Raw genomic sequence first — 24,181 nt, 5'->3', positions numbered from 1 at the left:
TTGAATTTAAAAATATTTGTTGACTATTATAATGCTGGAGAAGAAAAGTTATTTGAGTGCTATCCAAATTATCAAGAGCTTAAAACACTAGTTGGCAAAGAAATTACTATTTCCAAAGATGAATTTCTTTCTTATATGATGTTTACGGAACAAGCAGACGAAGACGGTTGGAGAACCTTCCCAGAACTAAAGAAAAAAGTCCAGCACAGATTAGGTGATATTCAAGATATTTTAGATTTTTCAAATGGTTCAATTCAATCAAAGCAATCTTCAGAAAGAATGTTTGCTTCTAAAATGACTGAAAGAATAGGAGTTTCGATAGGAATTAATGTGATCAATAAATTTCACTGTTTAACAGAAGCAGATTGGGCTATTACACCTAATACTTATATAGCTGGTAAAAGAGTAAAAGATTTTGACTATGAAATAGAAATGGCATCAGATGGCGCCAAATTTATCCAAGTTGAAAACAAAGGAACTGTAAGTGATGACAATAATTTAAAATCTTCCTCTGTAAGTAAACATTATGGAAGTATTAAAGCAAAGAAAAGCAATATAATTACTAGAAACAAAGACAATGAAATATGCGAAAATGAGAATATATATTATGGTACTATTGCAGTTTTAGATAATACCAATACCGCAAAATTATGGCTTGTTGATCCAGAAGCATTTCAAGTAGAATGGTCTCCCAGAAAATTCAAACTCATATCAAGACTATTATACTATTCAGATATTTTTTCTATAATTGGTGTCCATAAAGCTATTCAAAAATCATTGAAAGACAGAATAAGTCAGTTAATTGAATCTGAAAATATTGAAGATTTTAATAAAAATCCATTAAAATCAAATGCACGCTTTCCAATGACTTTTTTAGAGACTAGTAATTTTGTGAATGTCAATAATTCTCTCGCATTTGGTGCCTTCTTTTTTATAGAAAATGATAATGGAGGAGATGTTTTTATAATGGCATTAACTAAGACTATTATAAAGCTTGTCATAGCACAAGATTTTGATAATATTTTAGAATATGAATTTGTAGATGCAGAATTTTTAGAAAAAGTTAGCATAGAACTTTCAGTAAGATCAAGTAAGATTTCAAGTGATTTTGAAAAAACAAAAACAGATTTTGTCTTTGATAAAAAACGTAAAAGATATTTTTATCAAAAATATCAAAAAATTAGCTCTATTTCAAGTGGGCGTATTTTTGGTTTAATTGATAGTACAAAAATAAAATAACAAATTTTAAATTTAAAGTAGATGAGTCTTTGGAAATTAGGTTGTAGATGGGGTAGCAACACACCTTTATTCTATGATTTTATAAAAGAAAATAATATTGTAATTGGCTGGGGTGGCAAAACTTATAATATTGGTGATTGGCTATTAATTACTGATGGTTTTTCAGTATTGGCTTTTGCAAATGTAATGACAGAACCAAAAACATGTTTAAATTATCCGCAATATCAAAATGAATTTTTAAAATTAAAAATTCCTTTTCAACATGAACTTTTCGTATATAAAGCAGAATGGATAGTTCTAAAGCGTGAAGACCAATTCAATTATGATCTTCAACAAGGAATCGCAAGAGTACAGAACTATGAGATAAAAATTAAATTTAAGTCACTATTAAATAAGTACAAAAAGGCTATGGATCTAGAAAAAAAAATAGAGATTCTAAAAAACAAGAAACAGATAATTTTGCAGGGACCTCCAGGAACAGGAAAAACATATACTGCAAAGAAATTGGCTGAACGCTTAACCGAGAATTACAGTACAAGTTTATCAGAAAAAGAATTTGTTGATTTATTGAAAGTTGGTGCAAAAATACCAAATGCTAGCGGTACTACAGATTATTATACAATTAAGGATGTGTCTTTAGATAAAGTAACTTTGGGGTCAGAAAAAGCTCAGCAAGATTGGTCACCAAAATTCAATCAAATTAAAATTAAATTTGATCAACTTCTTATTAATGAAGTACCCTCAAATAAAAATGCACTGGAGCCGTATGAGCTTGCAGTGGCAAAATACTTGTTTAATAAACTAAATTCAGCAGGGGCTAAAAACAACTTTTATCAACTAATACAATTTCATCCATCATATACTTATGAAGATTTTGTGAGAGGTATTACTGCAAAGAGCACTGATGGCATAATAGAATACAAAACGGAAGATAAAATATTTGCTCAATTTGCAAAGAAAGCTTTAAAAAATTACAATGATAGTAAGAAAGAACAAGTCGAAATTTCAAAAGAAAAGTGGGTAAATGAACAATTTGAAAAATTTGTTGATTTCATTTCTGATGATTTAGAGAAAAATGGAAAAATAGTTATTACTGATTCTGTAAATATTGTCAAATTAGATTTTGATGCATTTAGATATAAAGGTATTGAAGGATGGACAAAAAATGGAAATAGAATGCTTTTTAATGACATTAAGCAAGCCTATTTAGATGAAAACAATGAACGTCAAGATATTAAACACAATCAAAATCTATCTGGTTTGGCTAACTGGCATGCAAGCTATTATATTAGAATTCTTGATTTATTTAAAAAGTTCTTACTAGACAAAAGTTTAAATTTTGTTCCAAGTACGTCTGAAAAAGAAGAATTAAAAAACTTCGTTTTAATTATAGATGAAATTAATCGTGCTAATCTTCCATCTGTTTTAGGAGAACTAATATATGCTTTGGAGTATCGAGGGAAAAAAGTGGAAAGTATGTATGATATAGATGGAGACAATAGCCTAATAATTCCTCCTAATTTACTAATCATCGGCACTATGAATACAGCTGACAGAAGTGTAGGGCACATTGATTATGCAATAAGAAGACGTTTTGCTTTTGTCGATATCTTACCTGATCCTTCAGTTATTGAAAATGAAATTGCGAAAGCTTTATTTAAAGAAATCAGCGAACTATTCAATAGCAGAGATACATTAGCATCTGATTTTAAACCAGAGCAAGTTCAATTAGGACATAGTTATTTCATTGTCAATAACGATGGAGAGTTACAACTAAAAGTCAATTACGAAATCATTCCTATTTTAGAAGAATACCTAAAAGATGGTATTTTATTGGAAAAAGCAGAAAAAATAATCGTGGACTTAAAAGCAAGATTTGAAAACTAATCTATTAACATATTGGGAGCACTATGACGATGTTTTAAAAGTAGAGCATCAGAATTCTTTATTAGAAGAAAAATATAGTTATGATTTTTCCAAACCAAGAGGAGCAGTATCTTGTTTTTCTATTTATAAAAAAGATCAAAATTTCCATTTAAGCAGCTCTTATTGTATAGGAGTAGATTGGCTAGATGAAAAGAATGCAATCTATATTGAACCGAAATTAAATACTAAAAATAAAGGAGAAACGGCTGAAATAGTAGAGATTAATTATTTGGAAATGCTTTTCGCTTCACTACCAAATATCAAATCCCAAAAGCATTTAGATGAACTTTTTGAAATTAGATGGGATAAAAAGGAAATAGAAATTCACCAAACTAAAGATTTACTAACCCCTTTGTTAGTAATTCAGTATTTAAGTTTATTGAAAATAATCGTTAAAAAAGGCCTAAAAAAAAAATATTACAAAGTTGAACATAACTTAAACAGCAAAGTCAAAGGAAAGGTTTTAGTAGATCAAACAATTAAACAAAATATACTAAAAAATAAACAATTATATACTTATTGTAGGTATGATGAGTTTGGTGAAAACGGTCTAGAAAACAGATTACTAAAAAAAGCATTAGTGTTTATAAAACGTTATTTGCCTGCATTCAAAAATATGAGCTCCAACGATTTCACTTATGAACTATTCACCTTCATAACACCAGCATTTGAAAACGTATCAGAAGAAATTAATTTGAATGATATAAAACATACAAAATCAAATGCTTTTTATAAAGAATACAGTGAAGCTACTCGATTAGCAAAATTGATTCTCAAACGATTTGGATATAATATAGCCAACATTGGAAAGGAAACCATATCAACACCGCCTTTTTGGATAGATATGAGTAAACTATTTGAATATTATGTACTAGGATTATTAAAAAGACAGTATCCAAAGAATGGAGAGGTAAAATTTCAGGTGAACTGCCATAATTCCCATGAAATTGATTTTTTATTAAATTCAGGAGAATTAAAACTCGTGATTGATGCGAAATATAAACCTAAATACAAATACAAAAAAGGCCTTGATAAAGAAGACTTTCGCCAAATAAGCGGTTATGCTAGATTAAAAAAGGTTTACGATGAGCTTAAGCAAAACGACTACAATAAGAATATAGATTGCCTAGTCATTTATCCTGATTTAGAAATTCAAAAGAATCATTTGAGTAATTTAGTAATTGATATGAGGAAGATTAATAAATACATTGGATTTTATAAAATAGGTGTAAATCTTCCGATTATAAGATAAGATTTAAAAGGTTAATCTGGATACAATATTTATATTATTTTTTTCTACACAGTTACTGATTTTAGTATTGATATCAATAGCTCAGAATGTATCTAAAATAAAGTTCAAAATTATAAACTCAGTTAAAAGAATTAAAAAGGGTGAATCATTTCTTAGATTTATGACTGATTAAAAATTTATTATTAATAACATTTTATCTTTTCAGCATTCCTTATTTTTTAGACCCCTATAAATATATCCCACAGATCTAGAAAACATTTACCCCTCAGTTTTTAGTGACAGGTCTACTATATGATTAATATTCCATTTAGGAGGATAGAATAATCTTATTTCGGTAGTCTTAGGTTTATAAATTTGTTTTATTCTTTTTCTATTAGAAATTCCAGATATCTCTGGATGTGCTACTCTTGAATATTTATCTGTTTCACAAAATAAATTCTGACAATCAATCAACTGCAATCTTCTACCCCATAAATTTTTAAAATTGAGTTCTAATCTAATAAATTCATCTTCCTGGATGTCAGTAACATATTTAATAATATCCGTCTCATTAAAATCTCCTAAATCAGTAAAACACTTCCTTATTCCATCCTTTGCTCCTGGTCCTGGCACTACAAAATCCATTTCACTAAAATTAACTAATTCGCTATAATTAATATCAATTGCAAATTGATAAGCTAAAAATGAACCAATTGTTGGTAATTCCAATAACACTTTATAAAGTTGTTCTAATGAAATGCAGGATTTAATTTTATCAATTAACTTTTCTTTTAATAATTTTTCTTTTAATAATTTTAAATGATTTTCATGCTTTCTATTAAAACCAAAAATACTTTTGCCGGATGCCATAATATAAGCTCCCGAATAAATCGATTCATTTGAATTCATTGCTTCTTGAAGAATTCTATTAAACTTTACAAAATCAAAATTATATATTTGCAAAGTTCCAAATTCAGATTCTAGTAATTCCCAAGTTTCTATTTTATTAAAAATTTTAAACAATAATGTTCTAAATAAAATATCTTCTTCATCGAAATCATTATTAGAATAGATAACATTTTTGATTAAATATTGACTAACTCGATCAGACGCTCTATATGCATTTGTAAACTTATGTTTTTTTAAAATTTCATCTGTTGTTAAAATTTCATTATTTCTAACTACCTTATTAAAAAAAATATCTTGTCTTTCACATGCAAATTTCCAATATGTATCTAAAACTATACTTTTTTTTGGTTTATTCTTTTTTACTAATATTTCCATTATTCTTTAAAATAAAAAAGCTGGAATTTCCAGCTTTTTTTCATATAAATATTCTTAATTTAATTTTTTATAAATGATGTTTTTATTTTCAAGATTGAAATTAATTATACCTCCTTTATTCTTTCGCAAATGACGAAACAGCTCATAACTCTTTAATATTGCTTTCTCCCAGTCACTTTTACTTTTAGTACGAACTTCAAAAGGTTCAACCATATTTTTTATAATAGTTAATAGAGAATCATCTATATTGCTACGTTTATAGAAATAATCATTGTTAACGGCATTATTAAAAATCATTAACGATATCGCCTCTTCTGTAATTGCAGCTCGAGCACCATCCTCAATCCGATCTATATCTTCAATACTTTTTCTTTTTCTCTTAAGCATCGACCTTGAGCAAGGTGACCATTCGAGTAATGTTGCAAAAGTATAATGGAAAACATCGTGATAACGATAACCATCATCAATAAATGAATTATCATCAACAATATCACCAACTTGCATCCCATTTAACATTACTCTTACCTGATAATATTTACCGTTAAAAATCTCTTCAAATCGTACCATGAGTTGTTTTGGTAATTGCTCATTAGCATTCCAATCTGAAGTATTCGAAGTAAGATTATCTTTTACTTTTAACATTCTTGTTAATATTTTTTTTATCTATTAGACTATCAACCTTTTGCAAAGGTATTATTTTTACATTAATAGAATCTATTTGTTTTTGCATTTTATTTATTTTTTCATTTTCAAAAATACATTCCTGAATAGCTTTGTTAGCCATACTATGGTCAAACAGGTATTTAGTTATAATTACTATACATATTCCTATTAACAATTTAATTAAATATTCATTATTTAAAACTTTCCTGTTCTTTTCTTTAATATCATTTTCTAATGAATTTTTTAACGTAGTTATTTCACTTTCAAAAAAATCTTTCTGTTCTCCAATTTTCAGTAAAATGGCTGAAGGAGAAGCCATATCATTTCTTTTAAGTGCATCGAGATAATCTGTATCAATCGTTTTTTGTCCTTGATGATGATTATTATCCTTGCTGTAAAGATCATCTTGCTCTGCCGCACTATCTAAATTTGCAAACCAAATTAAAAAATATGCTTTTTTTGTCTCTAATGTAATTATAGACGGCCCAGCATTATAAACTGAAAATAATAATTTTCCTTTGAATCCAGGATCAACGTGAAAGCCCGAAACATTTACAAGTCCCTTTAGCTTAAGTTTAGCTTTAATTGAAATAAATGCTAGTTTGTCATTAGGAATATTAACAAATTCATCTGTCATCAACAAGGTAAACTGTCCAGGATTTATATCAATATTTCTATTACTTTCACTTAATATTTCTACTTTTTTATCTTTATTATCAGTACGATATACCTGATTACCCAATGAAAGCTCGTATGCAGCTTGTTTTACTCTACTTTTGACATACGCGTTTTGGTTATCATCATTTGTGATAATTTTATTGAATGCTAGAAGCTTTCTTAATTCTGATGGCCCTAAAAATGACATTAAAAATTGGATTTATTTTAGTAAAGATATTAAAACAAATCTAATTGATTATGTTCTATCCAATTTATAGGATCTCCATATATTCCAATTTTATAATTTCCAGTTAACCATTCCACTAATTTATCTTGTTTTGGAGATCTAATTATTTTTTCCCCAATTCCGGAATGACAAACATCAAATAACTCTTCAGGCAGACTTGGTGCACTATCTCCAAAATAATAAAAGTTTTCACTTATTAATACATTCTTACCACTAATATCTTTTTTTAAATGCTCTTCATTAGTAACCCCATCAATTAAAGAATGAGCAGAATCTTCCTGTATCCAATTACCTTCATCATCTTTATGGTAAATATTATCTCCATATATTGTTACTAATGATCCATTCAAAATTGGCTTTTTATAACCAAATCGAACATCTAACCAATAGTTTTCATAAGACAAAATTTCTTCTACTTTCATTGCATAAATTATATGATGAACATAATCCTTTCCTGAGATATTTTCTAACGCTCTAGAGCCAGTTCCAATAATCCAATCCCCTACTTTAAGGTTACCACTACTACGTATTTTTGGTTTACAAACTCCTAGTGTACAGTATTTCCCAAATGGATTTGGAGCAAGTCCATAATCATGTTCTAATAAATAAGAGTATGTTTTCATAAATTATATTTAACACTTTATTCGTTTTGAATTATGTAAATTATTTGATTTGGATCCATCAGGATTTTCAAATGGAATATTTCCACCAGAAATAATATCACCAAGTTTTTCTATTGAGTTCCATCCCAAAGTAGAACTTCCATATTTCTTAAATGCTTCAGGTAACTCTACATTATCCTTATTACCATGACTGTAAATACCAATGATTTTTTTCCCTTCTAGATAAGCTTTTCTTATTTCATAATTAACCCATTTTCTAGTATGAGTATCTGGTCCTAAAAGACAAATAAATGTACTTGCTGCTTTGATTCTTATATCAAGTAATCTTTTAATTACCGCATCTGATGGTCTACGTCCGTCTTTATGTTTTGTACTATCAACAGAAAAATTTCTGACATCATAGCCATCTCTAATTAATCTTTTTTTTAAAGACTGCACATGTGAATCATCTTTTTCATAATGACTAATGAAAATATTTTTTTGCTTGCTCATATATTACAGTTATTGGAACTTTTCTTTATCACATTAATAGCGTACTCAATTCATCTTTTAATGTTTAAGTCATCATCTTTTTTAGCATATTAAAACATATGTCCAAAACAGACATCATTTTATTCTAATTATGAAATGTTGCAAATTGCTGAATTTTTAATAAATCATTATACTTTGAAAATTACATAATATTTATCATCTTTCCATTTTATAAAAGTATTTTATTTATAATTTCTATTATTTGATCTATTGATTCAGAAAAATTATTTTTATTCAATTCCAAATTAGCTATATCTTTCATTAAATCTTCCGATAAACCTAACTCTATGAAGTTTTTTTGTAAGTCATCAAATATATTTTTTGTCATATAACCCGTATAATGTATGGGAATTGGTATTAATCCTTTTTCCATTGCAATAGTAAACTCTCTTTTAAGTCCAACAGCATCTTCAATTCCATTACCTTCATCGTTATTACCAAAAACAAAAAGAATAATCCCAGCTCTTGAAATCATTTTTTGTCTGTATTCTTCCCATAATACTTCAAGTTTTTTATTACCGGTTTCAAATTGAGGAAAGGGTTTAATAATTAGTTGTTCCTCTGAATATTTTATTGGATTGGCATAAACAGCATCTAAAGCCCCATTTATTATAGAACTTCCAACTCCTAACCCAAAACCATTTACTACATTTAATTTTCTTTCAACAATTCTTTTTGATAATAAATGAAGAAATTGTTGAGCTTCTGATACTGTGAAATTCCCATATTCAACTGCACTTCCAGAAATAAAAACGGAGTGTGAGTTATATTTTCTCTCAATTTCATTTAAAATTTGAGTTAAGTCAGGATAATTTTCGATTAATATTGTATTTACTCTATATCTTTTCAGCTCTTCAATAAACAATTGTTGCTTAATTGTCTCATATTGAAATTTATTATGATCTTCTTTATAGTCATTTATTGAACATCTTTTCATAATAGAATAATGATCTTTACTCTGATCACTATACCTATGTGTTAGTCTTCCAAAAACATAATTTATATTTGGATCTGTAAAGCTAAATCCAATAAATAAAAATGACTTGGTGATTAGTTCAGAGTTTAAGAGGGCAATGAAAGGCTCATGAGTATAGTAATATTTTTCATAATCTTCTTTTAATAAAACTGCTTTGTTTGGATGATCTTTATCACCATGCATTTTGTATAAAATGCATGCACGATTATCCCGATTAATAAAAAGACTATTTACTTCGCTTTTTACATCTACTTTTTTGTCGTATTTATAATGAGCATCTTCTATAAGATCATCATAATTGGTTGTCCAAATTGTGTTAAATGGTAACCTGGCTATGATGTGATGATTTTCTGTCTCTATATCTTTGTCTGTAAATTCATTGACTATTTTCTCATCAATTTTATTTCTATTTTGTTTTGCATTTTTATGAAATTGTGCTATTGAAATTAAATCATTTTCATCTTCAATTCGCAAACCTAATTCAGTGGCTAAGTCTTTGAGTAAACCTTTCCAGTCAACAAATCCAGCAGCTTTTGATAATCCCGCACCAATTAAAATCGTTGCATTACCTTGTCTCAGTTTATCAACATAATCAGTAATAAAAGCTTTAATTTCCTTTTTTTCTAAATCCATACTATTTCTTATTTTACTATATTGTGCTTAACTTTCAGCTTTATCATTTTCAATAATAACTCATAGCTGTAGATTTCTTATATTGTTATTTACCTTCTTAACCATTCAGATAGTTCAATTATAAAATGACTGTTATTTATAGCCGGATATTTTACATAATAACCTTTAGATATATAGTTACCGTTTATGCGCTTATTAAGACCATCCTCATACTCTATAAAGGGGTAAATTTCTAAATATTCAGAGCCATTATAGGATTGTTGATCTTTTACAACTGGAAGAATAGCTATATTATCAATATACTTTGCAGCATCACCTAAACCAAGTTCCCAATTACACCACTTCGAATTAATTGCTCCTTCTGTAGCTAAGATTATAAATTTGTCATTTTCTTTAATTTTTTCTTTGATTCTTTTAGCAGTAAGGCCACATGTAAATTTTGGCATACCTTCATCCATCCAGTCTACGTAAATAGAAATTCCTTCTTGCTTAAGTAAAGTAATTGTTCCATTCAATGCTTCTGTCTCTCCATGTTTGTGTGAAAGAAAAACTTTTGTTTTAGATGTCTTTGATTCATTCTTGAATTTATTTAAACTCTCATTTAATGAAGAGAAATTCCTTTTCTGCTTACTAAATTCAATTAGCTTTGATTCAAATATAAAACTCATTTAATCAATACTTTTCTTAATATTATAAAGATCTTTTTTATCTCTTATTTCAATAGCTTTATTTAAATATAGATTAGGGTCGATTTTAAAATCACTCCACTTAACTGTTTTAATAAATGAGAAATCTCCATGATAAATTACTAATCCATTGCATGAAGATTCAGTCGGATTCTTCATATTAAACATATTTCTGTTTAAAATATTAAAAAGTTTATCGGTATGATGTGAGGTACAATTACATGCTGAATTTTCGGTGTAATACCATTCATATGAATTATTTTCATCAGGCAGAACAATTCCTAAAACTGCATTCATACGACTCGTCCTATCATTTCTAGTAATTTCTTTAAGGGAATAGCAAACCTCCCATGGTATCCATTGATCTTTTTCAGCAGAATATGCTTCTACCATGCCTTTAGAAATCATAACGATCGTTATTGAACTCCTATATATTTTGTCTTTTAAACTTGATTGAATATATCCTTCCGAAAAATCTTTTAAACTTTCACCATCTTTTTCTCCTAAATTAATATGATCTTCATCATCTAAAATAGATTGAAGTTCATCAACATAATCTCTTACTCTAGTTAACCTGTCTCTAGTAATGAAACCTCCATTAACGTAAGCAAGTTCTCTTTTTTTTAAAGAGCTAACCAATATATCTGCATATTTATAAGAAACAAAAATATTTTTCCCCATATTATCTATATTGATTTCTAACTGTTATTGCTTTTTCAACTAAATCTGCTATGTTATTTTTAATGTCGTCATATACATAGCTACTTGATGAATAATCTGATTCAAAAACGGGAATATGACTTGCTAATGGGTTCTTTCCTTTCGTACATTGCTTTCCGTTAGAATCTTCTAACTTGTGAATGTAAATTCCACAGACCGCTTTACCTAATTCCCAAGCTTTATTCATTTCATAGTTTACCCATTTACGTTCACTAGTTTTTTCTCCAATTAGAACAACTAAACAGGATTTATCTTTAAGATTTTCATCTATCCATGCTTGAATGCTTAAATCACTCTTGCTTTTTACTTCTTCCCATTTATTCCCATTTACAGGCTTATCGCCTTCAACTGAACCAATGTTTCTAATTTGACCAGCCCTCCAATTATCATTGTCAAAATGGAAGCTATAAAAGACTTTTCTAGGCATAATTTTAAATTTTATCAATCAATATTTTTTGAAACAAACTCATATATCTGTAATCTTTTACTAATCTTTCGTTTTTGAACTCTGCTGGTAACAATTCGTCATATATAATTTTTGCTGCACCTCCTGTACTCTCTAAAACAATTATCATTGCATTAGGTTGCATTTCTTTGAACAAATTATATTCCTCTTCAACTCCTTCCATACCTCCAATAAACACACCGGCATTAAATTGGAATGAATTAAACATAGTTTTGCGCATTAGAAGTAAACTTTGATTTCTTTCTCCTAAATTTTCGGTTTGAAATATATTCTCAAATTGGTTGTTATCAAGAGGATAAAATTTCTCAAAAAATTTTGATTGGTAAATTGCTACATGTTGCTGAATATTTATTCCTAATTTTTGACATACATAATTAATAAGTGGTGTTATAGAAGGATGGCCTCCCCAAACCAATTTATGCTCTGGAATAACGCTCATTGCTAAAGCAATAACTGAGTCTCTAATTGCAATTACATCGGAAGTATTGTAATATTTATGCTCTCTTTCAGGAAGAGGAATACTTGCGGATAGAAATATATTTTTCAATTCTGTTGCAGCCATTTGTTAAAATTTTGCTTTTTTAATGTTTTAATTTCTAAATAATCATTTAACCAATCTAAATGATTTAACCATTTTGCTCTAATCCGAACATCATCATATATTAAATATATACTCTCAATGTCAAATTCATGAAGTTCTCTTTTTAATTCAGCATGTTGGTTGCAGTCAATAGATTGTGGAATACCTATAATCGGTATAAAAATTCTTCTTTTGTTTTTACCTAATTCTTCTGTAATAAATCTTTCAGGTTGCAGATTTACTTTTTTCCCATACATTACAGCAAAATTGGTAAATTCAGTAATCAAACTATCTTGTCTAGACGCTAAATTTCTAGCTCTAATAGATTCAGCTTTCATTACTAATTCATCAACAAAACTCTGCTTAAGCTTAGATTTATTCTTGTCATTAAAATTCCCTTCTTCAAAATCAGATTCTTCTAATTGAGTTGGGAAGCAGAATTCAGAAGTATTGTCAAGTTTGTGATTTGGCCATATAAGCTGAATTATGCCTATTTTCTTTGCACTTGCTTCTGCAATTTCTTCTTTACACCATCTACTGGTTAAAAATTCTGGTGTATTTAGCAAAACAATCACATCACAATCAGCCATACGATGCCAAAGTTCTTCTTGAAATGGTTCTCCTTGTTTTATAGAATGTGTGTCTAAAAATACATCAAAGTTATTTTTTTCCAATGCTTCATATAACTGAATTGCAACAGAAGTGGATTCATCCCTTCTATAACTAATAAAAACTTTTCGGGTTTGTCTTAATTTTCCGAACGACTCAAGTGCTAAATTAATAATTTTATCGTCTTTTGTTACATCATATAGCAATCCATTTTGATTTTCTAAAATTTTTGGAATTTCAGAGCTGAATAAATCTTTGGTGTAAAATATAGGAAGTATTAAAGCACCATCCTTTACTAATCTATCAATTAAATCAATGTTTTTAAAGTCTCCATTTTTAGCACCAAAATAAAAAACAAAGGAAGGTTGATTTCCCGAGTAATTAGACTCGAAATTTTTATCATAAATAATCATAAATGAATTAATAGGAAGTTTTAATTCTTTTACTTTTTCAAAAAAAAGGCTAATTATTTTTTCTGATAACTCTCCAAGTGAACCTAGAAGAATAATTTGATATTTATATTTCATAATTATGATTTATTTTATATTATAAGCACTCCAATTTAGTTATTAAGTCATTCATAAAAAATACATCAATATCTATTAAATACTTTCAGTAATATTAAGAATAATTAAATAAAATAGTTTACGGTTTTCCGCAATCAAATTATTTGATAAGATGTAAAGTAACTCATATATTTAAATTTAAAAGTACGTATTATTACCTGTTTTTAATTTTTTACTCGCTGATTCTTTCTGCCAAAGTAGCATCAAGATTATATATATGTATATTATCCTTGAAATACGATAATATCGCTATGCTTTACATTCTTGATAAAAAAACAAGATTAAATAGAAAAGAATATTTAAGCTATACCCTGACACGGAACACAGATTGGTATGACATTTGAATGGAAAAGTTTTTTTTAACCTAATAATCCAAAATGATGAACATTTACATATGTGATTTTTTAAATGCAAATAACATTGCACAAATTGCCAATTTATTCCAAACTACTATTAAAAATCCAATGCCGGGAATTGAATATCCGTTAATTTTCAATGTAGGAAACCCGCAGTTTTATTTTTTAGATTTTATTGCCGTAAAACCTACAGCGAAGACTGGCTATGAAATTATTGGTTTGTTTACCGCCCAGGAAATAAATGATAACAATTTACTTCTGAAAAAGGTTAATGAACTAAAATCAAAATGGTGTGAATCTGCTAATTAGGTTTTACTAAAGACTTTAAAACTATATCCAAAAAAACATGGGTATAGTTTTACACTAGTCTAAGAATTAAGTTGTATAACTATTAGTAATAGATCTGAGCTTCAACTATTAGAATCTGCTAAGCCTCTTACTTAAAAGATCAAAATACTTTTCTTTCATTGTGGGTGATAGAAAGGAAATCTCGGTCAATTCATAACATCTTTCAGTTTTTTTAACACTTGATTTAAAGTGAAGTCTGTGACTTTATCTATTAACTGCAATTATACTAGAGTTATTTTCTAACCAAAGACCTAATTTGCCAATAAACAAAAAGCATTACGGAAAACCATAAATTTTAAAAAAAAAACCGTCGTATCTTTGAGATTAATTCTAGTTATAGCAATAAAAATTAAGATATTAGCTTTAGAATAACTATTAAAAAAAACAGATGAAAAATAAAGCCAGAATAATACAAGAAGTAATAGATAAATTAGGTTGAAAAGAAGATTCTGTTAAAAATAGAGAATCTATAGAATCATCAGAGTTACTAGATGAACTTACAAAAAAACATCAGTGAAGGTCTAATACAACATAATTATTTTTACTCGACCTGAAACACATTGAAAACAATAAAACCTTAATTACTTTTATTTTATCTAGATGTTACACAACACAAATAGCTTAACAACTTTTCTTTCCAAATTATCCGTACTTAATTATAAATACAGATTACTTGAAAATGACAAAGAACAGTTCAATATTTTCAAAGTATTGCATAAGGAGACTGATGAAGTGAGACTGCACTCTAGATTTATCTCAGTTTTATTATCACCCGAAAGTACGCATAACAAAAAAGAAACTTTTTTAAAATTATTCCTTGAGCAATTATCAATAGAAAACTTTGACACGACCAATGTAAAAGTTTACCCGACAGAATCTCAAAAATCTGAATTCAAAGAAATCGATATTTTAATTATTAATAGAGTTTCAAAACAAGCAATTATAATTGAGAATAAAATTTGGGCTGGTGATTCAAATCACTATCACAGAGGCCAACTAGAAGGTTATTATGATTTAATACATTTAAGTGAAAATATCCCTAAAGAGAATATCTATGTACTCTACTTAACATTAGACGGACATTATCCAACAGTGGAGAGCCTTGGAAAATTTGGTAGTTTAGATAACATGAATGGAAAAACTATTGATTATGAACACGAAATACAAACTTGGTTGACACTTTGCTTACAGGAATGTATCTCCCATCCCTTTTTAAGGGAAAGCATTATTCAGTACATAAATTTAATAAAACAAATGTCAAACGATTTTACAAATATGGAAGAGAGATTAGAAATTATAAATCTGATTTCTAGCAGCAGTGAAAATATGTCAAGCGCAAAACTTCTTGTTGAAAATTTTAAACATGTGAAATGGCATACTGTCTGGGATTTTTGGTATGAATTAAGTATTGAACTCGAAAAGGAAGGTTATATCGTAAATTTAAAACCGAGCAAGGAAGATGTCACTTGTACAACACATTTTGAGGTTTACAAAAAATCTTATGAAGCATCAAACGATTATGGCTTGAGACTATCGTTAAATGGAAAGATTCAATTATTCATATGGAATGGAACCGGAGACGATTGGCTTTATTGGGGAATTTATCCTCAGGGACTCCAATTGGACAAGTTATTAACAATAGAATCTTTAGGCTGTTTTAATAAAAATGAAACTGAATATTGGAAATATTTCGATTTATGTAGTCAAGAAAACATCTTCTTTCCAGATTTTTCATATAAAGGAACTTTCAATCTTATTGATAGAAATTATAGAAAAATGATGATTACAGAAAAAATTGTGCATGAAATTAATTCATATGTTGGCACCATTTTAAACGAATAGATAACTAAGAAACTGTAAAACTAAACTAGTCAAATAATTATGGCACAAAAAATAGAGAGTGACAAACTTCACATTAAAGATGTATTCACAAAATGGTTCCGAATTCCAGAATATCAGCGACCTTATGTTTGGGATAAAGATCAGGTAAGCGAGCTCCTTGACGATGTAATGCAGGCAAGAAATTCAAATCCAGATACTGAATATTTCCTTGGTTCGATGGTTCTTCGTAAGAATGAAAAAAATGAGGGTAATACAAAATATGTAGAATATGATTTGCTAGATGGACAACAAAGATTAACAACATTATTTTTAATTACTGCAGTTATTAGAGACTTATCCGAAAATCCAACGCTTATAGATCTCTGTGAAAAAACAATTTTTCAAGAAGAAAATAAATACGATAATATTCCTGAAAGATTAAGAGTTGTTTTTGACATTCGAAATCAAGTTCGGGATTTTATAAATGATTTTGTAAAAGAAAAGGGAGGGACAGAAAGAGAAGAAGAACTTGCATTAAAAATTGAAAATTTACAAGAAGATATTTCAATTAGAAATATGTCAAAAGCAATCTTAAATATCAGAGATTTTTTTAGGACAAACAACATTGATGATTTTTTTCAATTTCTGCGTTCTAATGTTCTGATGATTTATGTATCCGCAGACGAACTGGATGATGCTTTTCGACTCTTTACAGTAATGAACAGCAGAGGTGTAAAACTAAGAAACAGCGATATACTAAAAGCAATGAATTTAGGAGAAATAACTTCAAGTTCCGACAGAGTAGAATGGGCAAAAAAATGGGAAGAAACGGAAGCCTATTTTGCAGAAGACTTTGATATTTTCCTATCACATTTACGAACTATTTTAGTAAAGCAAAAAGCAGCAGTAAGTTTACTTAAAGAGTTCGAAGAAAATATTTATAATCCTAAAAGTTACGACCGAAATACCAAACAATATACACAATTAAAACCTTTACTAAACAAAGGAATAGAGACTTTTAAATTTATAGAAAAGTATAAAAAATATTATGAAGAACTTTTTGATAATGATAATTTAACTAACAGCTTTGAACTTCATAACTATTTGCACTTAATGCAAAGAGGCTTCGAAGCAGATTATTGGATAGCTCCTCTATTAAGATATTATGATAAATTTAAAAATGAAAAACTAATTTTATTTGTTAAGAAGCTGGACAACAAATTTGCAAACGATTGGATTAACGGTTACACGCCTACCTTAAGAATTGAAAATGTAAACAATATTATTCAGGCAATTGATAATTCAAAAACAGTGGATCAAATATTGTCTGACAAATCTTTGGAAATTGATTCAATAGATTTAGAAAACGCTTTAAATTCTAACATTTATGGAAAACGTGCAGCCAGATATATTCTACTAAAATTAGATTTATTATACCACGGGCATACAACGAAGTTATCTATACCCGAAACAATTAGTATCGAACATATTTTGCCACAAAATCCAAGAGATGGCAGCAATTGGAATAAAAATTTTACCTCTTTAGAAAAAGAAGAATGGACAAATAAAATAGGTAATTTAGTTTTGATTTCTAGACGTAAAAATTCAAGCCAAAGTAATAGAGATTACCTTGAAAAAAGAGATAAATATTTTAAAAACAATATTGAATTATTTAGTAATTCAATAAGAATTTACCAAGAATACCTTTCATGGAATTTGGATGATTTAAAAAAAAATCATGAAGAAACATTAATAAAAATTAAGTTAGGTTTTGAAATATACAATAATCAAAACGGTCACTTTTCTCCTTTTAAATAATTAATCAAAAATCCCATAACTCAAAAGTTATGGGATTTTAAATTTAATTTATTCTTCTTTCTTTGACTTTTTAATAGAAACTTTTCTAAAATGAGATTGTTTTTTAAATCTTTACAAGGAAGAGAGTCTCGCAATCCATTTCTTGAGTATTTTATCTATCCACTGCAGAAATAACGTCAGGTAAAATTTTATGCAGGTGCCCCTTATCTAACTGCTTTTTAAATCTAATCAATTGAATATAATGCCTCATAAACTTTATTCATGATTTCATGAGATATTTTTTTAGAAATAAAATCACCTTTAATATTTTTCCATGTAAATTTTCCCTTTTCTTTCAATTCAGGGTAGGAGACTCTACCAGGTACATAATAATAGGAAAACTCAAAAGGCCCGATTTCTTCAGCAAACCCATAAGCAGATTTTCTAGCAGATAAAGCGATCTTTCTATTAATTTTAACTGAACATTTATCAAAATCCAGATCTTTTTCAAACTTAATTTTTATAAGTAGTTCTTCATTCTCCAATATCTTCGTATTGGGATAGTCTAGTTCGCGCACTTTCTTTAATAGTTCATCCTGCAGTTTTAAAAATTTCTGAAGTAATATCTTCTCTGTTAAAAAATCATGCTTTTCTTTATAATATCTAGCGTCTTCAAAAAAGTTTTTGTCAACATCATAGGGAATGGCTATCTCTCTCCCTGAAAAATAATCCAAATCATCAATCATTTCCTCAATTTTAAGAGGATCAACTTCAGCTAAAATAGTGTTTAATGAATCAATTGTATCTTTTAATCTATAGACAGCAGTTTGAGTCTTTTTCTTGAATTCATTCTGTATTTCTCTGAAATCACCATAATCATTTGCAATATCTAAATTATAGGGTGCTTCAATTTCGCTATTGATTTCACCGAGGAGATTAGTCAGAAATCTTCTGTTACTGGAAAATGAGATTAACCTTAAAGAATTTTCAATTTTATCCAGCACTGTACGTTTATGAGTAACCAAATATTTTTTTTCCCGTAAAACCATTATGCCGCTGATCCTATAAGTGCCAAAGTATCTGGAAGACTCCTCTTCAATTAAAACTCCTTCTTTTAATATATCCGTACTGGTAAGAAAATGCAGTGTTTTGTTATCTTCATATCCATTTATGGCCAGAACAAAAAACTCCTTTCTTGCATTTCCATCACTATCAGTTAGATATTCCTTTGCTATGTACTGCGTTGTATCTTCATCCTGAAAGAATTTTACTTGAACTACTCCGAAACGCGGCGGTTCTACATCAAGTATATTTTTTGAAGTCAGCCGACGCTGAAAAATAAGATCGGCTCCATGTATATCAACGGAACGCTCTAATATCCAAAACCTATCAATTAAAAACTCTCTTGCTGTAGCTTCCCCGATAGATCCGTTTTCCATTATTTTTAACCACACTGGTTTTTCTGTTCCCATTTTTTCAAAATATTAAATAATAATTTTATAAACTCTGATTTTGCTTCGATATTTTTCCAATCAAAATCAGCTAATATATAATTTTTTGAATTCTTTCTAAAAGCTTTAACTCCGTATAAAATAAAGCACACAACTGCGGTATAACAAAAGTTCAACTTGCAGGAAGCATCCTAATCGTTCCCTTGACCCATAAAACAAACCATATCCAGATTTAGACGGCTTTGGTTTGCATGTAGATGATGCTGAAAGAAGAAATGAAAAACGATACTGGCAAATATTACATTGAGCAACTTTCCCTAAAGAAAATTATTTCAGGAGAAAAGAAGATTAGAATTCCCTCGCTAAAAAAATAGATGATTATGTCATTTAAAAATTCAAACAAAAGAAACTATTTTTCAATAGACAGAAACAAGAAAATATCGCTCAAAAAAGCAAATTAATACTGTCTCTTTTTTAAAATTTCCATTCTATATCTCGATTTTTTTCCCTACCTTTACAAAGGTTTATAAACCCAAGAATTTCAAGAATGCCCTATTAGTACCCTGCTTTTTTTGACATAACATGACACCCCGTGTTTACTGGTGCTTACAATACAGGTGGCGGAGCCTCTTTCTCCGCTGAGAGCTTAAAAAGAGACTTTTCAAAGTTTACAAAAAGGCTAAAACTAACGGAAAACCCTGAAAATCAACCGATTTATAAGGTTTCTTTTTTTATATACTTTTTAACATTTTTAAAATCTAACAAGATCTTTGTAGCATATTCGTGACGCATAGAGAATTTCGAAAATGTACTAGTATTATATTGAGACTAAAACATCCGCAATCATTAGGATTGAAAAACATATCTGCTTCAGATGCTCATGTTATGGGAGGATTTTATTGAATAGGGGTTCATTCCAATAAAATAAACGGTTTTCATAAATGGCAGGTTTCTGGTAGTGATAAAATTATAACCCCATACATATGAGATTACAAGAGTTAAAAAACAAATATGAAGTCAGTGTATTTAATGAACTATCAGACGAAAATTTAGTCGCGAAAGCAGCTGAATGGGAGTACTATACAGCTATTCGCCTAAATGGAACAATAGCAATTGGATGGCTCTCAGATGATAATATTTTACTGATTAATACAGATGGAGTTTTTATTTATGATATCCTTAAAAAGAATATTATATTTAGTGATTATGAGAATTCATTTAAAAAAAGTATATCTGATGATAATTTGACTTTTTTTGTTCAAAGTAAGTCTGAAACTGTGTCTATTTTTGGATTAAGAGGTGGAGGTGGTAATTTATTAACAAAAGATAATACATGGAAGATAGAAGTGGTTGATATTACTTGGAATATCAAGGTGCCTAGTCTCCTAAATTATAAAAATGGAAAAAAATATTTTCTAGAGTTGCAACAAAATAGTTATGAGGGGAATAAATATTTAGGATTCTCAAAGTCAGAAAATTATTTTCTAATTATGGGGGATGGAGGTCTTGATATTTTTTCCCGATTACCTGATTACAATGGCTAATGTATCAGATCTGTTGCTGGTTAATTATTCCATCTAACATTTTCATATATACTAGCGATTTATATCATTGTCGTTGAGAAATTAAAAATAACCTTGGGGTTGTTTTTAATTTTTACAATACTTTAAAGCCAAAAAAATGTATCTTCAAAATTCACTGTTCCTGCGATTGGAACCTTAAGTAATACCTTTAATACTTGGTGTTGCAATTTATTAATTATTACACAGTCTCTAAATTTTGTACTTGATCTACTATCCCTTCATTTTTCTTCGGATCATAAAGCATGGCTGTACACAAACAATTTTTCCTTTCCTTGTTTATCAATATTGGGCAGTTTACACAGGATTTACAGTTTTCCCAAAACATTTCATCTGTAGTCAGTTCTGAGTAAGTAACGGGTTCAAAACCGAGTTCATGGTTCATTTTCATGACCGCAAGACCTGTACTCAGACTGAATATACGGGCATTGGGGTATTTCTCGCGACTGAGTTCGAAAATTTTTGTTTTAATTCTTTTAGCAAGTCCGGTGTGCCTGAATTCAGGAGCAACGATTAATCCGGAATTAGAAACATACTTTCCATTTTCCCAGGAAGAGATAAAAGAAAAACCTGCCCACCTTCCGTCTGAGGCGAAGGCTATGACTGCCTCTCCTTTTTTCATTTTAGTTTCAAGAAACTCAGGAGAACGTCCTGAAATACCGGTTCCGCGAGCTATAGCAGACGAAAGTGTTACCTCACAAATCTGCTTTATCCAAAAGGTATGAACAGGTCTGGCTTTTTCAATACTAAAATCGGGAATTTCTACAGCTTCTTTAAGGTGTGAAGATGCTTGTTGTTTTTTTAAAAGGGTCGAAAACGTAAAATGTCTTTCAATAGGTTCTATTTTGTAGGTTATGGTTCTCATAATCGTTTCGTTTGGATTTTATTTGTTACTATCTTTATTCCTCAATAGGATGAAAATGCTAACCACTACATCCAACTTATATACCAATATTTTTTATAGTCTTTCCATTGCTATTAAAACCTTATATTCTTGCATATTATATCTAAAAAGTACTTTTTGTGCTTAAAAAAAACGTCTCAAAATGATAAAAACATATCATTTTGAGACCACAACTGTAAAGATCTTTTTGAGCTGCATTCTATTTAAAAACAAAAAAAGTAAAACTCTCGATTACTGAAAATTTTACTCTTTCTATGTCCATATTCAATCGCACCTATACTATTTGTGAAATCATTAAAAGTGCAATAAAAAAAATCGTAGTAAATACCATTAAATTGATAACTCTGTCTTTTTGCCGAATCGCTTTATTTGATATACCTAATTTCTTTATTTTTTTCTTTCTTGTTTTATCTTCATTCATGGTTGCTCTAGTTTATATTGTTTTACACCTGTTCGTATCGGTATTCCGATTAACATTTTAGAGACAATTGATATGCCAAAACATTTTCAAAAAGAATAAAACACTGACTAACAAACAACTAAAACAGAAAACATCTTTCTCAATTTACCAATACCTATCAAAATGATACGATCATCCATCCAAAATGGAAGGATTACATTGCTTTTCCAAAAAAAACTTCTCAACTAGAGCAAAATAAACCCCTAAACGATAAAAGTATCAAAGTTATGGAGCGGTAACATTTGTAATATTTGCTAGTCCGTAATTTTTTTTTGATTCAGCACTCCATTCTTTATTACGGCCAAAGCCAAGCCCGGAATATTCTACTGCTTTTTAATTCCTACTATATAAGCATCATTTTTTTGGTCGCTTTTGACTTGTGCCTTTATATTTATTACCCAAAATGAACCTATAATTAGGGGCAATAAAAATTTGTTTATCATAGGATCTGATTGTTTTTAATTAATTTTTGAACCATTTTCGGAGACCTCATCTTTGTTATTACGTAATACTCCCACTAGTTGCAGTTTGCCCAAATAACGGTTTTCAGGATATTTCACTTTTTAATTTACCCCAATATATTTAATCGAAAAAATCCTGACTTTTTATTGGATTACCGTATTTGATCAAACTGCGGTTAGCGGATGTTTTTTTATGGTTTATTCTTTCTTAGGAATAGCTGTCCAACTGTAGCTTTTGTGTATTATTTTCCAGTTTCCTTCGTATTTAAGGATTAGAAAGTAATCTGTAAAAGTGCGCCAATTGGGTACTTTAATTTCTACTTTCGCAATTGCGGCATCTTTCTCCATATCAATGGCAAGAATACGTCCGATTCGGTTTAATTTTTCCCCTGTTTTTATGTTAGCGATATATTGTTTACCGGAACGTGTCCACAATGTATCATTGGCTACTGTATATAAGTTAAAATTGGGATGGAAGGCTTTTCTCAGTCTTTCTGGCTGTCCTTCTGCCGTACCTTCCATATAATCTAACAGAACTTCGGTGATTTGATCAAAGTCGCTTTTTACCGTATTATTTCCGGTCTCTTTATCGTTTTCCCTAATTAATCTTAGAACCTCATTTGCTACTTTTGTGCCTGAAGTAGGATCCTGCCCCGTCACAAACCTGCCATCAGTTATATAAAAAGCGTCTCTTCCTTTTTCTGAATAAACAAAATTACCTTTATTGTCGATGATTGCTTTATTCATCGAAAAGGGAAATGTTTGGTAATAGGCCATCTCTTTACTTTCAAATTCATCCGGAAAACCGGTGATTTTTCGTCCCGCATAGAGTGAAACTCCATTCTCGTTTTTCAAGTAAGCAATTCCTGCTGTTCCGTGGCAAATCGTGGAGATAATTCCATTTTTTTTATAGATTGCTCCTGCTAATTTCTGAATGGCCTGGTTCTCGGCTACCCCAAACATAGCGGCACCTCCGCCTGTATAGAATATTGCAGAATAATCATTAGCCGCAACTTCTTCAGGCTTTCTGGTCTGTTTCAATTTGCTCATAAACCAACTGTTGTATAAGTATGTTTTTTGGATACTGTCGGAAGTATTAATGTATCCAATAGGAATTGCCCCCCCCTTCGGACTTATAAAATCTACCTTGTAGCCTGCCTTTGTAAATATGTCGTACGGAATTACTATTTCTTCAAAGTGATTGGATGTACTTATTTTGGTATTGCCATAAAAATCCTGATTTGAGGTGACAAATAGTATGTTTTTTTGTGCGTGAATACTTTGAGGATACAGCCCCGTAAAAACTAGTGATAAAACGATTATTTTTAACATTTCTTTGGAGATTATCGGTTTTAGTTTGAACAAA

General features: G+C 29.3%; 22 protein-coding genes. 7 read left to right on the top strand and 15 right to left on the bottom strand.

Features of this window, described 5'->3' with window-relative positions; genetic code table 11:
- The 3 genes from LNQ34_RS14140 to LNQ34_RS14130 are packed head-to-tail and all read left to right on the top strand — an operon-like array spanning position 1 to position 4,417.
- Positions 1 to 1,239, top strand: a complete 1,239-nt coding sequence (locus LNQ34_RS14140; RefSeq protein ID WP_230000201.1) for a hypothetical protein — start codon at positions 1 to 3, stop codon at positions 1,237 to 1,239.
- Positions 1,240 to 1,260: 21 nt separating this feature from the next.
- On the top strand, positions 1,261 to 3,126 hold the full coding sequence (locus tag LNQ34_RS14135) for an AAA family ATPase (RefSeq protein ID WP_230000200.1): 1,866 nt from the start codon (positions 1,261 to 1,263) through the stop codon (positions 3,124 to 3,126).
- The gene (locus tag LNQ34_RS14130; RefSeq protein WP_230000199.1) at positions 3,116 to 4,417 is read left to right on the top strand and encodes an McrC family protein; all 1,302 of its coding nucleotides are present in this window, start codon (positions 3,116 to 3,118) and stop codon (positions 4,415 to 4,417) included. Before LNQ34_RS14135 ends, LNQ34_RS14130 begins: the two co-directional genes overlap by 11 nt.
- Positions 4,418 to 4,675: 258 nt before the next feature.
- Here LNQ34_RS14130 and LNQ34_RS14125 read toward each other — a convergent pair whose 3' ends face one another.
- The 11 genes from LNQ34_RS14125 to thcB4 all read right to left on the bottom strand — a co-directional run bounded on the left by LNQ34_RS14125 (position 4,676) and on the right by thcB4 (position 13,598).
- The gene (locus LNQ34_RS14125; protein ID WP_230000198.1) at positions 4,676 to 5,680 is read right to left on the bottom strand and encodes a nucleotide kinase domain-containing protein; all 1,005 of its coding nucleotides are present in this window, start codon (positions 5,678 to 5,680) and stop codon (positions 4,676 to 4,678) included.
- A gap of 54 nt (positions 5,681 to 5,734) precedes the next feature.
- On the bottom strand, positions 5,735 to 6,322 hold the full coding sequence (locus LNQ34_RS14120; protein WP_230000197.1) for a nucleotide pyrophosphohydrolase: 588 nt from the start codon (positions 6,320 to 6,322) through the stop codon (positions 5,735 to 5,737).
- Complete coding sequence (locus LNQ34_RS14115; protein WP_230000196.1) at positions 6,303 to 7,208, bottom strand: dCTP deaminase domain-containing protein; 906 nt, start codon at positions 7,206 to 7,208, stop codon at positions 6,303 to 6,305. Before LNQ34_RS14115 ends, LNQ34_RS14120 begins: the two co-directional genes overlap by 20 nt.
- Before the next feature lie 29 nt (positions 7,209 to 7,237).
- Positions 7,238 to 7,870 carry an Nmad2 family putative nucleotide modification protein gene (locus tag LNQ34_RS14110; RefSeq protein WP_230000195.1) on the bottom strand — a complete coding sequence of 211 codons (633 nt, stop codon included), beginning with the start codon at positions 7,868 to 7,870 and terminating at the stop codon, positions 7,238 to 7,240.
- Between the two features lie 9 nt (positions 7,871 to 7,879).
- A complete protein-coding gene (locus tag LNQ34_RS14105) occupies positions 7,880 to 8,362 on the bottom strand; it encodes a TIR domain-containing protein (protein WP_230000194.1) in 483 nt (160 codons plus the stop codon).
- Between the two features lie 208 nt (positions 8,363 to 8,570).
- Positions 8,571 to 10,010 (bottom strand): SIR2 family protein, encoded by a 1,440-nt coding sequence (locus LNQ34_RS14100; protein WP_230000193.1) that lies wholly within the window; start codon positions 10,008 to 10,010, stop codon positions 8,571 to 8,573.
- An 89-nt stretch (positions 10,011 to 10,099) separates the two neighbouring features.
- Positions 10,100 to 10,678 (bottom strand): TIR domain-containing protein, encoded by a 579-nt coding sequence (locus tag LNQ34_RS14095; RefSeq protein WP_230000192.1) that lies wholly within the window; start codon positions 10,676 to 10,678, stop codon positions 10,100 to 10,102.
- Entirely contained in the window at positions 10,679 to 11,377 is a 699-nt protein-coding gene (locus LNQ34_RS14090; protein ID WP_230000191.1) for a TIR domain-containing protein, read from the bottom strand.
- Position 11,378: 1 nt separating this feature from the next.
- Entirely contained in the window at positions 11,379 to 11,843 is a 465-nt protein-coding gene (locus LNQ34_RS14085) for a TIR domain-containing protein (RefSeq protein WP_230000190.1), read from the bottom strand.
- Between the two features lie 4 nt (positions 11,844 to 11,847).
- A complete protein-coding gene (gene thcA, locus LNQ34_RS14080) occupies positions 11,848 to 12,444 on the bottom strand; it encodes a Thoeris type III anti-phage system protein ThcA (protein WP_230000189.1) in 597 nt (198 codons plus the stop codon).
- Positions 12,426 to 13,598 carry a Thoeris type III anti-phage system protein ThcB4 gene (gene thcB4 / locus LNQ34_RS14075; RefSeq protein ID WP_230000188.1) on the bottom strand — a complete coding sequence of 391 codons (1,173 nt, stop codon included), beginning with the start codon at positions 13,596 to 13,598 and terminating at the stop codon, positions 12,426 to 12,428. Before thcB4 ends, thcA begins: the two co-directional genes overlap by 19 nt.
- A gap of 416 nt (positions 13,599 to 14,014) precedes the next feature.
- Here thcB4 and LNQ34_RS14070 point away from each other — a divergent pair, with 416 nt between their 5' ends.
- From LNQ34_RS14070 to LNQ34_RS14060, 3 genes are all read left to right on the top strand, one after another.
- A complete protein-coding gene (locus tag LNQ34_RS14070) occupies positions 14,015 to 14,302 on the top strand; it encodes a hypothetical protein (RefSeq protein ID WP_230000187.1) in 288 nt (95 codons plus the stop codon).
- 639 nt (positions 14,303 to 14,941) lie between these two features.
- Positions 14,942 to 16,183: a PDDEXK-like family protein gene (locus LNQ34_RS14065; RefSeq protein WP_230000186.1), complete on the top strand. Its 1,242-nt coding sequence runs from the start codon at positions 14,942 to 14,944 to the stop codon at positions 16,181 to 16,183.
- A 39-nt stretch (positions 16,184 to 16,222) separates the two neighbouring features.
- The gene (locus tag LNQ34_RS14060) at positions 16,223 to 17,980 is read left to right on the top strand and encodes a DUF262 domain-containing protein (protein WP_230000185.1); all 1,758 of its coding nucleotides are present in this window, start codon (positions 16,223 to 16,225) and stop codon (positions 17,978 to 17,980) included.
- Positions 17,981 to 18,204: 224 nt separating this feature from the next.
- On the opposite strand, the gene LNQ34_RS14055 is transcribed toward LNQ34_RS14060, so the two are convergent.
- A complete protein-coding gene (locus LNQ34_RS14055; RefSeq protein ID WP_230000184.1) occupies positions 18,205 to 19,431 on the bottom strand; it encodes a hypothetical protein in 1,227 nt (408 codons plus the stop codon).
- A gap of 962 nt (positions 19,432 to 20,393) precedes the next feature.
- Between LNQ34_RS14055 and LNQ34_RS14050 the strand changes: the two genes are divergently transcribed.
- Positions 20,394 to 20,954, top strand: a complete 561-nt coding sequence (locus LNQ34_RS14050; RefSeq protein ID WP_230000183.1) for a hypothetical protein — start codon at positions 20,394 to 20,396, stop codon at positions 20,952 to 20,954.
- A gap of 217 nt (positions 20,955 to 21,171) precedes the next feature.
- Here the strand turns inward: LNQ34_RS14050 and LNQ34_RS14045 are convergent, their stop codons facing one another.
- The 3 genes from LNQ34_RS14045 to LNQ34_RS14035 form a co-directional block, all read right to left on the bottom strand.
- Positions 21,172 to 21,855 carry a GNAT family N-acetyltransferase gene (locus LNQ34_RS14045; protein ID WP_230000182.1) on the bottom strand — a complete coding sequence of 228 codons (684 nt, stop codon included), beginning with the start codon at positions 21,853 to 21,855 and terminating at the stop codon, positions 21,172 to 21,174.
- A gap of 313 nt (positions 21,856 to 22,168) precedes the next feature.
- Positions 22,169 to 22,315: a hypothetical protein gene (locus tag LNQ34_RS14040; protein WP_202702736.1), complete on the bottom strand. Its 147-nt coding sequence runs from the start codon at positions 22,313 to 22,315 to the stop codon at positions 22,169 to 22,171.
- A 698-nt stretch (positions 22,316 to 23,013) separates the two neighbouring features.
- Positions 23,014 to 24,147 (bottom strand): nuclear transport factor 2 family protein, encoded by a 1,134-nt coding sequence (locus LNQ34_RS14035; RefSeq protein ID WP_230000181.1) that lies wholly within the window; start codon positions 24,145 to 24,147, stop codon positions 23,014 to 23,016.
- Positions 24,148 to 24,181: the final 34 nt, after the last annotated feature.

This window comes from Flavobacterium lipolyticum, assembly GCF_020905335.1.
Lineage (GTDB): Bacteria > Bacteroidota > Bacteroidia > Flavobacteriales > Flavobacteriaceae > Flavobacterium > Flavobacterium lipolyticum.
Note: the sequence above shows the minus strand (reverse complement) of the source record. Positions and strands in the feature narration are given on the sequence as shown.